Consider the following 13888-nt stretch of genomic DNA (forward strand, 5'->3'; position numbering starts at 1 on the left):
TGAACATGGTCTCTCTTTGTCATCATTCGAATCACCCCTTATATCTATATTCGACATCAAGGGGCGAATCTCCTTTTTGATTGCAAGAAAAAAAGCCTATTTTCATAGACTTTTTCAACAACCTCAGGACAGCTCAAACTGAGCTGTCCTCGCATCGTTTTATTCCTTTATCCTTTTCATTCCTTACTCAGAACGGCGTTACGTCCAGCCAGCAAACCGGTGGCCCAGGCCCAGTATAGGTTAAATCCGCCGCAGTCACCGTCCACATCCATGAGTTCTCCGGTGATATAACAGTTTGATGCTTTGGTGGATGCCATGGTGACCGGGTGTATTTCACGGGTATCCACACCGCCGGCGGTCATCTGGGCCTGTTGCCAGGACAGGGTGCCGGTGATGGGTACTGACCATGACCGGCAAAATCCCGCCAGTTTTTTAATGGCAGCCGCGCTCACCTGTTGAGCTGGCAGGTGGGGCGGCCAGATGCCTGCGGCTTTAAGCAATATCGGCACCAGCCGCTTGTGAAAAAGCCCCAGCAGGCATAGGTCAGCCGGTTTGTCCGGGTTGACATGAAAACGGTTCATGAGTTCATCCATGATGGTTTCAGATTCCCACTCAGGTAACAGGTGAATCCACAGCTCTTTTTGGGATGAATTGTCATCACTGGCAGATGTATGTGCCTGCCGGGAAAGCTGTAGAATGGGGGGGCCTGAAATGCCATAATCGGTGATCAGAAGTTCTCCCGCCTCACGACGCAGCACGATGCCCTGCTCCACCACCGATGCAGCTCCCTGCCACTTCACACCCTTCAGGGCTTTCAGCCAGTCGGCCTCCAGTCGAAGCTGCACCAGGGCCGGCCAAAGGGGAGTGATGTGGTGTCCCAGGCTTTCTGCCAGGCGGTAGCCACTGTCATCGGCCCCAAACTGGCTGCCGGCGCGGCCGCCGGTGGCCAAAATCACCCGGTGTGCTGTGAGACTTTCTCCTTTTTCTGAGTGAATCAGCCAATCTTTCTGATGATGACGCAGGCTTGTCACCTTCCAGTCAACCAGGGTTTTCACCCCTGTCTGCTCCAGTTCATAGCGCAGAAGGTCCAACACATTGGAGCCCTGTTCTGAGTAGGGGATGATTTTGCCGTCACTTTCTTCTTTGGGGGTAATCCCCAGCAGTTGAAAGAAAGTGAGCACTTCATCAACAGGTACTGCCTGCAGCACCTCATGGATGATCTCCCGACACTGCCCATGAAAACGACTTGGTTCAACGAACCGGTTAGCATAGTTGCAGCGGCCGTTCCCTGTGGCCAGCAGCTTTTTACCCACGCGGTTTTCTTTTTCCAAAAGAGTGACCTGCCCGCCGTACCGGGCAGCCTCCAGAGCCGCCGCCATTCCCGATGCGCCGCCGCCAATGACCACTATTTCCATTTTATTCACTCCTATCCCACTGCCGCTAAATCAAGCATGCTATCTTCATCTTAATGACACTCATTCATTTATCCATTTTGATTCTGTTCTCATTCTAAAGGAAGTGTCTGTGGTCCTGCAAGCAGTATTCATGAAATCAGGCTGTTTTACTGAAACTTTCGCATTTAAAAGCAGCCTCACCTACACCATTCAAGGAATGCTGCCAGCCCTTTGTCCCCGTTGAAAGATCCTGCGATTCAGTCTTTAACTTGGCAGTCTTCTGATCTTTCGGAAAGAAAGTAGTTCCAGGTGTTTTCGTGGTGAAAATTTAACAAACTCTTCAAAGGATAATCGGATTTTTTGTCGAATATACAGTGAGAGTTCATCATTTTATATTGGAACGTCTTTGTTTTGCCACTCCATCACAAACTCCATGGGGGAAATTATGAAAAAAGATAAACTGGTGTTTAAATCAGTATTGTTAACAAGTGCCTCTTTTGCAGGATACAATATCGGTTCTGGCTTTGCGACAGGCGTGGAAGCACTCCAGTTTTTCGCTGCCTGGGGTGGCAAGTTTGCGTTTTTAGGTATTTTCCTTGCATTATTAGCCTCTATGGCGGTATTAATCGCAATCTATGTGATCGGCTTTGAACAGCGTTTTGATAAAAGCAGCGATGTTTATCATTATTTCTGTGGCAAGTATTTCGGTATTGTGCTCGACTATTATATTTACGTGAGTATGATCTTCGTGACCTTTACCATGATGAGTGGTGCAGGAGCAACGATTAGTCAGCATAGTGGTCTTCCTGCATTTGCAGGAGCTTCCATTATGGGAATTCTGTGTATTGTCACCGCCCATCTTGGTTTGGAAAGACTCAGAAAGGCTTTGAGTTATCTGTGCATCTGCACTGTTTTATTTGTCTTGTTTTGTGGCGGATATGCTTTTTTAACATCAGGCATCAGTCCAGTTGCCGGATCTGCTAATTCCGAACACTATGTTTCAACTGGCCTTATGCTAAGAGCAAACACCTTCGGTATCCAAAATCCATATCTTAGTGGACTTTCATCAGCAGGTCTTTTGATTGGTTCTGGTTTCGCATGGGCTTCAGCCACAGGCTCATTATGTAACAGCAAAAGAGAAGCGGTTTTCTCAGGCATTTTCTCTTCCTTATTTTTTTATATGACTACAGCCGTTGTCGTATATCTGGTACTGACATCGATGGATCATGTCGCAGGCACGGAAGTACCGATGCTGGCAGTCGTTCATTTCTTACTGCCCAAACTGTCGGTGATCTACTCTTTTATTATTATACTGGCAATCTACTCAACGATTTCCGGCAGACTGTTTTTGATTGCAAAGCGATATGACCGCGGAAACAAAGCAATGGGTTTTGTTATTATACTCAGTATTACTATACTCGCCATTGTTGGAGCTTCGTTAATCCCATTCAGCAAAATATCCAATGTCGTATTTTCAATTATGGGCGCAGTAGGCATTATCGTATGTATCATTGTATTGACTCGATTTATAATTGCAGAGACCATGCCAAAACAGTTACTATAGATCTTATTTCTTGATTCTTTTCTGTCATGTCTTCCGATACGCAAAGGCGCCTGGTTGTCTATGGAAGTGTTTGTGGTTCTGCAAGCGGTCTTCATGAAATCAGGCTGTTTTCTTAAAACTTTCGCATTTAAAAGCAGCATTCCTTGAATGATCTGGAGGAATGCTGCCGGTAGTGTGACTGTCAGTGGGTAGCTTAAGTGGTATACATGATCAACGCCACATACTTAAGATCTGTATCGCCTGCGTTGGCAATGCTATGGCTTTCACCGTCTCTGCACAGGGTGAAGTCTCCGGGTTTCAGTTTGTATGGCTGATCATTATCATAGTAGAGGGCCTCCCCCTCCAGAATGAAGTAGGCTTCCTGATCACCCACATGTTGATGCATGCCGATGGAATCACCTGGCTGGATGATGCTGATGCCATAAAGGCGACCTGTTCCATGAAAATCTGCTGTCTCGAAGAAGTGATTCAGCTCAATGGTACCCTTGCCGCCCTTCAGCTCATGGATCAACTCACGCCGCAGATCTGACGGCCGTTTAACCATTCTGATCACCTTTTAAAAGTGCGGCTGTGAGAATGCCCACGCCTTTTCCCAGATCAACAGGATAGCCCACTCGATGAAGGGCCCTTTCAATCACACTGATGACCGAAACCATGTCATGTGTGTCAATGTTTCCCATATGGCCCAATCGGAACATTTTACCGGCATAGGCACCCAGTCCTCCTGCAACCATCATGCCTTCTTCCGCCAGCACTTTTCGAAACTCAGCGTCATCGATTCCTTCGGGGTAAATCAGATTGGATAGAGTGACTGCACGGCAGGATTTTTCTGCCAACAATGTGAATCCCAGACCTTCCAGCGCCTGTTGCATGGCACTGGCCATTTTTTCATGCCGGGCATAGCGCTTTTCCAGACCTTCTTCCTTCATCATTTCAACAGCTTCCTTCACGGCCCAGACCATGTTTACCGCCGGTGTGGCAAAGTACTTGGCCGGATCATGCATCACCGGTAACCATTTTTCGAAATCAATGTAGTATTCTGGAATGGTTCCCAGGCTTTTTCTTTTTGCAACGGCTTTTTCACTGGCCCATACCACTGCAATGCCGGGAGCAACTCCAAAAGCTTTCTGTGAGCCTGTGAGGAGCAGGTCAATATTCATGTCATCCACATATTCCGGTGCTGCGCCGGTGGCACAAACACCGTCAACGATATACATGGTATCAGGATACTGTTTCATCATTTCACCGATTTCAGCCACCGGTGCACTCACACCTGTTGAAGTATCCACATGGGAGACGGTCACCGCCTGATAGGTATTTTCAGACAGTTGTTTTTCTATTTCAGCCACCGGCACAATGGTGCCCCATTCACTGGCCAGCACATCCACCTGAAGCCCTTTTCGCTGGCAAAGCTCTACAAAACGGTCACCAAAATAACCGTGAGATACCACCAGAACTCTGTCGCCTGCTTTAGTCGTATTGGCCACCGCCATCTCCATGGCCATGGTGCCGGTACCGGCCACCACGAAAACCTCCCCGGATGCTCTCCAAAGGGTTTTCAGGTCACTGATCAAGTCTTTATAATCCTGCACAAACGCAGGATCTCCAAATGCAATGGTCTCCCGGGCCATTTGATCCTGTATTCTTCTGACAACCGGGGTGGGTCCCGGGATCATCAAGAGCTTCTTGTTTTTCATGGTCAGTCTCCTCATTCAATTAATTTGGGTTATTAAAGGCAACCCATGAGCCTTTAGAACCTGTCAGAACACACTTGAATCAATGGTAATCTTTATTGAAATGCAAGTAATGCATACTTTCTTAGGCCTTCTTGCCAGTGGTGATATTCCAGAGAAATCATTTGACAGACTTATTGTATCGCTATTGCCCACCGATTGCTTTATCTATTTTGGATAAACATTTCTTCATTCTGTTATCTTTGAAAAGCCGCCAGGATGATTGTTTTCCCGCAACATATGAAGTATTTTCAAACCTACTTCAATTTCCAGCTTCACCTGTCTGTCTTCGAAATCCACTTCCATGATTTCTTTGATGCGTTTAATGCGATACATGACTGTTTTATAGTGGATAAAAAGATTTTCTGCTGTTTTTTTGGCGTTTCCCTGGTGGTTCAAGTATGCCTCCAGGGTGTCAATGAGCTCATTCGCCCGCCCTTGGTCATACTGACAGAGTTTTTTTAAACCAGGATGAATAAACTTATGAAGTCCCTCCACATCGCCAAACTGGCACAAGAGTTTAAAAATTCCCAGCTCTTCATATGAAATGATATTGTTTTGATTCTGGACTCTCTGCCCGAAGTGGATGGCATTTAAGGCCTCTTCGTAGCTTTTTCTGATTTCTTCCACATTGCACGAAGTGGTACCAATGCCAATCACCGTCTTCACGCCCACCACTTCACCACTGACTTGACTCTGCAACTCCCGGGCGAATTTAAGCACTGCAGATGACCGATGATCTTTCATTGGAAACAGCATCAAAATTCGGTAGCTTTTGCGGCTGATAATCAAGTGTTGCGTGTAATGGACAGAAATACGTCTGATGATTCCGTGAATCCGGTGCATTTGGTTTTTCAAAGCACTGATACCTGACTCACTTCTGAGCTGCTCTTGGTGATCCTGGATCTGAAGCAGAATGACGGTATGGGGCTGGTCCAAACTCCATCCCAGCGCCCTGGACCGAAAACGCACTTCTTCCGGCGACTGATAACGATGGTGAATGATTTCATCCATCAGCTCATTCTGGTATTTCTGCTCCACCTCTGCCACTGCCATATGCTTCATCAGTTCAAGAGCCACATTGGTAACAGCAGTTTCGATGGCGATAAACTCCATTTCTCCCATTTCTGAATCAGCTACAATGCCAAGATAGGCTTTTTCCTCATGAAAGAAACTGACTGATGCCAAAATCATCTGTGCAGCGAGGGGACTTTCAAATCCCAGAACGACCTTCTGGCGGTAAAGTGCGCAGGTACCTTTCGTTCTCTGAGGGACGCACTCTTTTTTTCCCTCCAGTTTTTTAACAGCAGAAAATAGTTCATCTGTAAAAGCCAGTGTTTCCAGATCTCTGTCAAATATAATCACTGGTCGGCGGAGGATCCGCTTCAGTTCAGCGGCAATGTCATCCAGACTTCCATTCTGAAGCGTCAGCTGAATAAACCGGTCGTGGCAATGACGATAATGCTCCAGCAGCACCAGCTGGCGGTTGAACAACTCATTCATCACCGGATACATGATGTCCACATATTTCACATCACCGGCGATTTGAATCACTGGCAGTTGATGAATATCTCCTGCGTTGACCACTGCTTCGGGCACTCGTTCAATAAACCGCCCCACTTTGACCAGCAATCCTGCGGCGCCGTTTTCTGCCAGCCTTCTCACCAGTGCTTCCATCTGTTGCTCATCTTCACATACTGAGTACAGGCTGGTAAGTATCAGCTCGCCGCCCTTGATCCAGTCAGCAATGTCTGGTGCTTCCATGATGGTGATGCCTTCCACCTTCTTAAACTTAATCGAAGATTTTCCCGCGACTATTTTGCAGTTACTCAAGCAATCAAGCTCAATGATTTGCGATAACAGCATCTTTTTATCACTACTCCCATCTCTCACCTGTCAGCCAAAAAATCATCTTTCACTGACCATTGTACTACATCGAATACTCATTTCTCCTCCCTGAAATTGCATTTAAACGAAACACCCAGGTTTTAATCCGGGTGTTTCGCTTAAATAGCTATCTAGTGGCTTCAGCAATACTCAGTTCCCTGCGAATGAGTTTTCCATATCCTTGTTCGATTCTCACCTGATCATTTTCCATCACCACTTGCCCTCTTAGAATTGTCTTGACGGGGCATCCAATCCCTTCTTGCCCAAGAAATGCTGTTAATCTATTTTTATACATCAAGCTTTCTTCCGTAACTTGCCAGGGTTTTTTCGGGTCGAAGATCACAAAATCAGCATCAAATCCAAGGGCAATATCACCTTTCTTACCGTATATTCCAAATGCTTTGGCTGGCCCTTCACAAAGAACTTTTGTAATCAGAGAAGGAGAAAAACCTCTGCGTACCACTGCCTCTCGATACATGATGGGCAAAAGATGCTGCATTCCACTGATTCCGCCCCAAACGCCCATCACTCCCCGTTCTGTTTCATTTTTCTCATCGCTCGTGCTGGGCGAATGATCTGATCCAACGCAACTGATAACTCCTCGTTCCAAGTATTCCCAAAGTTGATTCGCATTTTCTTTGCTCCTGAGAGGTGGTGCACATTTGAATAAACTGCCTTTTTCAATTAAGTCATCCTCGCTGAACATCAGGTAATGGGGGCATGTTTCTCCAGTAACATCCACCCCTTCCAACTGCGCTCTTTCAATGATCTGTGCGACATCCGGATGGCTTACATGGCAAATATGAACTTTCATTTTTGCTGCTTTCGCAAGGCTAACGATATTTTGTGTGGCTATTATTTCTGCAACCAGAGGTCTCGTATATAGATAGTCTTCCCATGTGCAGCTATTCTTGTTCTTTAGCTTTGCTTCTCTTTTTGCAATGATGGAATAGTCTTCACAATGAAATCCCATTCGAACATGATGTGTTTTCATCTTTTCAAAGGCTTCATTGATCAATCCAGTATCCATGGAAGTGTAGCCTTCAGACACCGGGCTGAGGAACGCTTTGAAAGCAACAACACCACATTCCCGGAGTTCTTCCAGTTTTTCGATATTATTGTCGATCATCCCACCCCATAAACAATAGTCTACAAAAGCATTTGCAGATACTGCTTTTTCTTTCGCTTCAAATGAAGCCTTATCAGTAAGTGGGGGGGTGTTTTGCAAAGGCATATCAATGACAGTTGTCGTACCGCCGATGGCTGCCGCTTTTGTGCCGTGATAGTAGTCTTCACGCCACGTGTATCCCGGTTCATTCAGGTGTACATGGCAATCGATCACTCCTGGAAATATGAGCATTCCTTGTGCATCAAGAGTGGCTGTTGCTTCAAGTTCACTCTTGTCTGAGTATATGCCGCAAACAATGCCATTCCGCACTGCAATGTTGCCTGGGTAGATGCTTTCTTTTGAAACTATCATGCCATTCTTGATCATTAGATCTACCATAGAGCCACCCTGATCCTTCCTTTAATCAATAGAAGCAGAACCTTGATGTTGATAAACAACCTTTCCACCTACCATTGTTAATGCTACCTTTATGGATTTCAAATCTTCTGTATCGGTGTGATTAATGTTACGGTCTAATACGATCAAGTCTGCCAGCTTGCCTTCTTCTATACTTCCTTTGATGTTTTCTTCACCCGTTAATTTCGCACCATTATAAGTCATCATTTGAATCGCATCTCGGAGACAAACACATTCGTCCGCGCCAAGTTGATAGCCCTGAAGCCCCTTTCTGGTCACCAGAGAATAGAGTCCCCAGAATGGGTTGACATGTGCACAGGGCATGTCCGTCCCGATGGTTGTGTTGATCCCCTTTGTCATATAGGTTTTTGCAGGTGTAAACGTACTTTGCATTTCTTTTGACAACAATTGATCATATCCATCTGCTTCGCCATACACAAACGAGGGTTGTATGGAGACCATTATGTTTGAATGCGCCATTTGATTTAGGCTTTTTTCCGATGGATAATACGCATGGATCAGATGATGATAACGTTTTTGAGGATTTTGCTTCCACGCTTCATCAATAGCATCAACCGCTGCTTCAATGGCTTTGTCGCCCATCACATGAATGCCAATGCTCCATCCCAGGTCATGCGCTTCTTTAATCCATTTTTTCAATTGCCCGACATCCAATCTTAATTTCACGTCGGGCGGTTCGGTTTCGTTTAGGTACGGCTCACTCATCCAAGCTGTTTTGGAGGTAAGTCCTCCATCAATGGCCATCTTTAATCCACCGAATCGCACCCACTCGTCTCCAAATCCTGTGTATACTCCTGTTTCCCGAATCCAGCTTTCCATCTTGTTAACATCTTGGTTTAATGTAAAACCTATCCAGTTGGGCATCAAGTTCACACGGATGTTTAATTTCGAGTTCATGTAAAGATTCTGATAAGCTCTGCATACTTCCGAACTGACACCTGGTTCAACGATGCTCGTAATGCCATGTTTTAAGTAGAACGGCATGCCATAGCGTATCGCCTCTTCGTAATCAGTAATGGAACTGGTTCCTTTATTTCCTCCGAAAACATCTGAACCAAACAAACCATCCATCGCTTCTCTGATCAACAGCACTGCTTTTCCGTGCAGTAGTCCCGTTGGTTGGCCTGTCATCTGATCCCTCTCGATTTTTCCACCCTCTGGATCAGGCGTATTTTCTGTAATCCCAGCGAGTCTCAGTGCGCATGAATTAACCAAACTGGCACCAAATATACGCTCCAAGACAACTGGGTTATCCGGAGATACGTCATCAATGTCGAATCTTGTAGGAAATCTGTTTTCTCGAAACTGTGTTTCGATCCAGCTGCCTCCATGAAGCCACTCACCACTTTTTTTGCTTTGAACCTTTTCTTTGATCTTTGATCTTAATGTTTCGAAATCTTCAATGCCAAATGTGATGATGCCTTTCAGAAGAACGCCGGCTTCCCACAGGTGATTATGTGTGTCTATGATTCCCGGTAGAACGGTTTGTCTCTGGCAGTTTATCACTTCCGTTTGATTTCCGATGTGCTGTTTTACTTCATTGTCAGATCCCACGAATATGATCTTGTTTTCCAATACAGCAACCGCCTCCTGATCCGGGCCAGTTACAGTGATCACATTTGCATTATGAAAAACATAATCCGCAGTCTGATGATTCTTAACAGAGCACCCCAAGAACCTCACTCCTTCCCTATTCTGACAGTTCGATCCTATTTGTTAGCGGCGTGTATTTGCTTCAACTCGTTTGAACGATGTGTCATAATGGCTAAGCCTATGACAATCGATGCTGCCGCAACAATCATACCAAATAGGGGACTTATAAATCCACCAGCAATAAAACCTATTGCACTTGATAAACCCACTGTCAATGCATAGGGCAGTTGCGTTCTGACATGTTCGATATGGTCAGCCCCAGCAGCTGTGGAAGCTAAAATGGTTGTATCTGATATTGGTGAACAATGATCTCCAAATACACCACCTGATAGAACAGCTCCAATCATCAATGTCAACGGTATGCCAAAGGCATGTGCCATAGGAAGACCGATGGGCATCATAATCGCCCATACTCCCCAGGAGCTGCCTGTTGAGAATCCGACAAACGCCCCCACAACGAATATCAGTGCCGGTATAAAACCAGGAGCAATTGACGTATTTTCAACGATAGTGATAAGATATCCTCTTAAGTTCATATCGCTTGTGATTGAACCAATGGACCATGCCAGCACAAGGATAATGGGAATTTGCGTATTAAGAGCAACACCACGAACAAACTTATCCATGATCTCTTTATAGCTGAAAACGTTGGATCTGGCTCCCATCACACCTGCCAGCGCACCGCCAACAAAGAATCCGGTGATGATTCCCAGTGTAATGTTTCCACTCATGAACGCCCCTCCAACACCGTTTACTGCTACTTCACCAGTCCAAAGAATGACTCCAAACAATGCTGTAAATAGGCCACCAATAGGAACAAGAAAATTTGAAATCGACAGATGCTTACCATCAAGAATATCAAACTCACTCTCGTCATCGCCAGTCATCGGCTTATCATTTTCACCGATTAGAAGACCTGTCTCAACAGCTCTCTTTTCTGCCTCATACATAGGACCAATGTCAATTGATCGGACAATGACGTACAACAGTGCTAACATTCCGAACAGGGCGTAAAAATTCATAGGAATTGATCTGACGAAAACATTCCATGGATTACCTTCAATTCCCAAATCAATCATCTGTGTGGCTACTAAACCAGTTGCATATACGCCATAACTTGTGATGGGAGACATCGCTGCAAACGGGCAGCCCATCACATCACAAATATAGGCAAGTTTTACACGGGACACCTTCAATTTTTCTGTAATCGGCCTCATGATAGCTCCCAGTGTTAGTGTTGGTTCTGTATATATGAACGCAAAGGCACTGAAATAGGCGACCAGTTGTGCCGTTTTTCTGGTTTTAATTTTGTTCACCACTACATCACCAAAAGCTTTGGAAGCTCCTGAAACCCGAATCATGTAAACAAATCCTCCACAGGCAATGATCAGGGTAATCATACTTGCGTTCCAGCTATTTCCAATGACACTGAAAAAGTAATCCGAAATCATCATTGGAATGGCTACGAAGGGATTCCATCCATAAATAATCGTCGTCCCAACCCAAATGCCTGCCAATAATGATAGAATAGTTTGTTTCGTGATCAAAGCCATTGTAATGGCAACAATTGGAGGAATTAATGCCAAAGCACCAAAACTGTTTTCCATTTGATACACTCCTCTCATCCAAATCATCCATTTTGTTTGTTTTGAGATAATTATCTTTAGGCTGTTTCAGTTGCTCAGATGATCCTCTTTAAAAATCACTGATTTCTTCTTGTTGAAGTACCTTATGACTTGTTGGATTTGATAACATAATCAACATGTTCATTAACCACTTAACGTTTTAAAACCTCCTTTCATCAGCCTAACTTTCCTTGTTTACACCATGACATCATCGCACAGAGCTTCTATAACTGGACGTCTCGATTACAGTCTTTTGAGTAAACATAGGATAGTTTTTCCTGTCCAACTGCATAAACAGCCTGAGGCACAAAGGGGCCAAACCAGATGTAGTCACCTTTCTTAACTGGAATCCACTCATTGTCAAGGTTGTAGATGCCTTCCCCTGACAAAATATAAGCGCCATGTTCCTGCACGTGCGTTTCCACAAAGGGATGGCTCCCTGGAGGATCGAAGGAAAGTATATGCATGTTCATGTCGAAATCATGATCCGCAGGCAAAAGATCCAGGATGGTGACGTTATGCATCTCTTCATAAAGTCTTTCTTCCATTTGATTCACATTTCCCACTACCAGCCAGGGTCGTTTACCTTCCAGCGGAACATATAATTGTTTGTAAAGCACCAGCTGTGCATTTTGCTTCCCTGCATTTTTCAAGTACATTTTCTCCCCTGGTGGACAATATAGGTAGCCTCCCGCCGTCAGTTGATGTTTTTCTTCCTCTGTTCCCGCTTCAACGCTGCCGCTGATACAGTAAACAAAGGTTTCCACTCCCGCTTCACCAAATCCGGCTTCATTTTTTCCCTCTGGTTCCATGGTTACCAGATAATGGGCAAAACTGGCCCCTATTTTGGGGGAAGTCAATATGGAGATGCGACAGTTTTGAAAGCCTGGAATCACATTGTTCACCAGGCCTTCGGGAGGAATAATGGCAAACTTTCCAGGACGGATGACGGCTCTGCTGCTCAACAAATCTTTTGGATAGCTCATGATAACACCCCTTATATTGTTCATTTGATTAATCGATTAGGCTGTCACTTGTATGCCTTTCACTTCATCTTTATATGCCAGCTCGTAGAGGGTGGCAATCAACGTCTCTACGCCCATGGCCAGATCTTCACCATCTGTATGTTCATGAGGTGAATGGCTGATGCCCCGGTGGCTGGGAACAAATATGAGGGCAGTAGGGACATGCTGGGCCATTAACTGGGCATCGTGACCGGCACCACTGTACATTTTCATATAATCCACACCATTTCGGATGCACTCTGTTTCAATGATTTTTGTCAAGGCATTGTCCATTGGAACAGGATTTTCATCCATCCACATATCCAAGCAATAGTCCACATCAAAACACACTGCGACTGTACTGATGATTTCACGGATATCTTTGGTCATGTCTTCCAATACTTTTCTGTCAGGATGACGTGTATCGATGGTAAACTCCACCTGACCCGGAACCACGTTGACAACATTGGGTTTCACATCGATTCTTCCTACTGTTGTTACCAATGGGTCACCATGTTCCCTGCAGCGCTGCAGAATTTTGCTGATCATTTCAGCTGCTGCATGTACCGCGTCCTTACGGTAGCTCATTGGAGTTGTTCCTGCATGATTGGATTCTCCCGTCAGCTCCACGGTGAATCGACGCTGCCCAACGATGCCTTCCACGATTCCCAGGGACTTTTTTTGCTTTTCAAGAACGCATCCCTGTTCCACATGAAGTTCAAGAAAAGCTTTGATATCAGTTCTGGGCGGAGTTTTTTCGTCACAAAAGTCAAATCCTGCCCCCTGCATGGCTTTCACAAAAGAGATCCCAGACTCATCATCGATATTAAGCACTTCTTCTTTTCCGCCAAGTCCCAGCACATTTTTGGCTCCCCAGAAGACATAGGGAAATCGACTGCCTTCTTCTTCGCAGATGGAAACCACTTCAATATTACGAACAGGATCTCCAAAATGCTTTTTCAAATGGGCGGTTGCCAGCAACCCAGCAATGATTCCGTACTGCCCGTCATATATGCCTCCATTCTTCACAGTGTCAATATGTGAACCGATTAAGATGGTTTGATCCTGATAGCGGCTTCCTTTTGCACTTCCATAGAGATTTCCCACCGCATCAAAGTGAACGTTGAGGCCAGCTTCTTCCATACTCATCTTGAGATGCCGCTGGGCAGCCACCCAGTGTTCATCATAGAGCAATCGTGTTAATCCGCCGCATTCATCCTGCCCGAACTGACTTAAATCGTGAATCGCTTTCATAATGTCTTGCTTCAGTAATTTACTTTTCATCACCTGCACCTCTTTTTCGTATCCTCCATCTGCCATGGCACAACCTCACAACAAGAGAAAACCCGTCAAAACGTTTTCCCAAAAGACTGTGAATCACTTGCATCTGTTGCCGTCTCTGTAAGTTTTTTATCAACATCTCTCTAATTGACCTCATTGTATCGCGACAGGTTTGTTAATTCTTTAACTCCATATGCTAAA

General features: G+C 45.2%; 10 protein-coding genes. 1 reads left to right on the forward strand and 9 read right to left on the reverse strand.

Going from position 1 to position 13888, the window contains the following annotated elements; genetic code table 11:
- Nucleotides 1–176: 176 nt before the first annotated feature.
- Complete coding sequence (locus AAIG11_RS12120; protein WP_343186504.1) at nt 177–1415, reverse strand: aminoacetone oxidase family FAD-binding enzyme; 1239 nt, start codon at nt 1413–1415, stop codon at nt 177–179.
- A 424-nt stretch (nt 1416–1839) separates the two neighbouring features.
- Between AAIG11_RS12120 and AAIG11_RS12125 the strand changes: the two genes are divergently transcribed.
- The gene (locus AAIG11_RS12125; protein ID WP_343186505.1) at nt 1840–2958 is read left to right on the forward strand and encodes a YkvI family membrane protein; all 1119 of its coding nucleotides are present in this window, start codon (nt 1840–1842) and stop codon (nt 2956–2958) included.
- 193 nt (nt 2959–3151) lie between these two features.
- On the opposite strand, the gene AAIG11_RS12130 is transcribed toward AAIG11_RS12125, so the two are convergent.
- The 8 genes from AAIG11_RS12130 to allC all read right to left on the reverse strand — a co-directional run bounded on the left by AAIG11_RS12130 (nt 3152) and on the right by allC (nt 13726).
- Nucleotides 3152–3502 carry a cupin domain-containing protein gene (locus tag AAIG11_RS12130; RefSeq protein WP_343186585.1) on the reverse strand — a complete coding sequence of 117 codons (351 nt, stop codon included), beginning with the start codon at nt 3500–3502 and terminating at the stop codon, nt 3152–3154.
- Nucleotides 3495–4655 carry a pyridoxal-phosphate-dependent aminotransferase family protein gene (locus tag AAIG11_RS12135; protein WP_343186506.1) on the reverse strand — a complete coding sequence of 387 codons (1161 nt, stop codon included), beginning with the start codon at nt 4653–4655 and terminating at the stop codon, nt 3495–3497. Before AAIG11_RS12135 ends, AAIG11_RS12130 begins: the two co-directional genes overlap by 8 nt.
- A 225-nt stretch (nt 4656–4880) precedes the next feature.
- Nucleotides 4881–6557, reverse strand: coding sequence for a PucR family transcriptional regulator (locus AAIG11_RS12140; RefSeq protein ID WP_343186507.1), 1677 nt, complete (start codon nt 6555–6557; stop codon nt 4881–4883).
- A 148-nt stretch (nt 6558–6705) separates the two neighbouring features.
- A complete protein-coding gene (allB, locus tag AAIG11_RS12145) occupies nt 6706–8085 on the reverse strand; it encodes an allantoinase AllB (RefSeq protein ID WP_343186508.1) in 1380 nt (459 codons plus the stop codon).
- A gap of 21 nt (nt 8086–8106) precedes the next feature.
- Nucleotides 8107–9798 (reverse strand): amidohydrolase, encoded by a 1692-nt coding sequence (locus AAIG11_RS12150; protein ID WP_343186509.1) that lies wholly within the window; start codon nt 9796–9798, stop codon nt 8107–8109.
- Nucleotides 9799–9833: 35 nt separating this feature from the next.
- Nucleotides 9834–11384, reverse strand: a complete 1551-nt coding sequence (locus AAIG11_RS12155; RefSeq protein ID WP_343186510.1) for a Na+/H+ antiporter NhaC family protein — start codon at nt 11382–11384, stop codon at nt 9834–9836.
- A gap of 242 nt (nt 11385–11626) precedes the next feature.
- A complete protein-coding gene (gene allE, locus AAIG11_RS12160; protein ID WP_343186511.1) occupies nt 11627–12388 on the reverse strand; it encodes a (S)-ureidoglycine aminohydrolase in 762 nt (253 codons plus the stop codon).
- Nucleotides 12389–12424: 36 nt separating this feature from the next.
- Nucleotides 12425–13726 carry an allantoate deiminase gene (allC, locus tag AAIG11_RS12165; RefSeq protein ID WP_343186512.1) on the reverse strand — a complete coding sequence of 434 codons (1302 nt, stop codon included), beginning with the start codon at nt 13724–13726 and terminating at the stop codon, nt 12425–12427.
- Nucleotides 13727–13888 lie beyond the last annotated feature (162 nt).

Source organism: Anoxynatronum sibiricum (assembly GCF_039414295.1).
In the GTDB taxonomy this organism is placed as follows: Bacteria; Bacillota; Clostridia; order Peptostreptococcales; family Tindalliaceae; genus Anoxynatronum; species Anoxynatronum sibiricum.

Coding starts and splice junctions, on each gene's coding strand:
- AAIG11_RS12120 (WP_343186504.1), bottom strand. CDS start 1,415: ATGGAAATAGTGGTCATTGGCGGCGGCGCATCGGGAATGGCGGCGGCT.
- AAIG11_RS12125 (WP_343186505.1), top strand. CDS start 1,840: ATGAAAAAAGATAAACTGGTGTTTAAATCAGTATTGTTAACAAGTGCC.
- AAIG11_RS12130 (WP_343186585.1), bottom strand. CDS start 3,502: ATGGTTAAACGGCCGTCAGATCTGCGGCGTGAGTTGATCCATGAGCTG.
- AAIG11_RS12135 (WP_343186506.1), bottom strand. CDS start 4,655: ATGAAAAACAAGAAGCTCTTGATGATCCCGGGACCCACCCCGGTTGTC.
- AAIG11_RS12140 (WP_343186507.1), bottom strand. CDS start 6,557: ATGCTGTTATCGCAAATCATTGAGCTTGATTGCTTGAGTAACTGCAAA.
- allB (WP_343186508.1), bottom strand. CDS start 8,085: ATGGTAGATCTAATGATCAAGAATGGCATGATAGTTTCAAAAGAAAGC.
- AAIG11_RS12155 (WP_343186510.1), bottom strand. CDS start 11,384: ATGGAAAACAGTTTTGGTGCTTTGGCATTAATTCCTCCAATTGTTGCC.
- allE (WP_343186511.1), bottom strand. CDS start 12,388: ATGAGCTATCCAAAAGATTTGTTGAGCAGCAGAGCCGTCATCCGTCCT.
- allC (WP_343186512.1), bottom strand. CDS start 13,726: ATGGCAGATGGAGGATACGAAAAAGAGGTGCAGGTGATGAAAAGTAAA.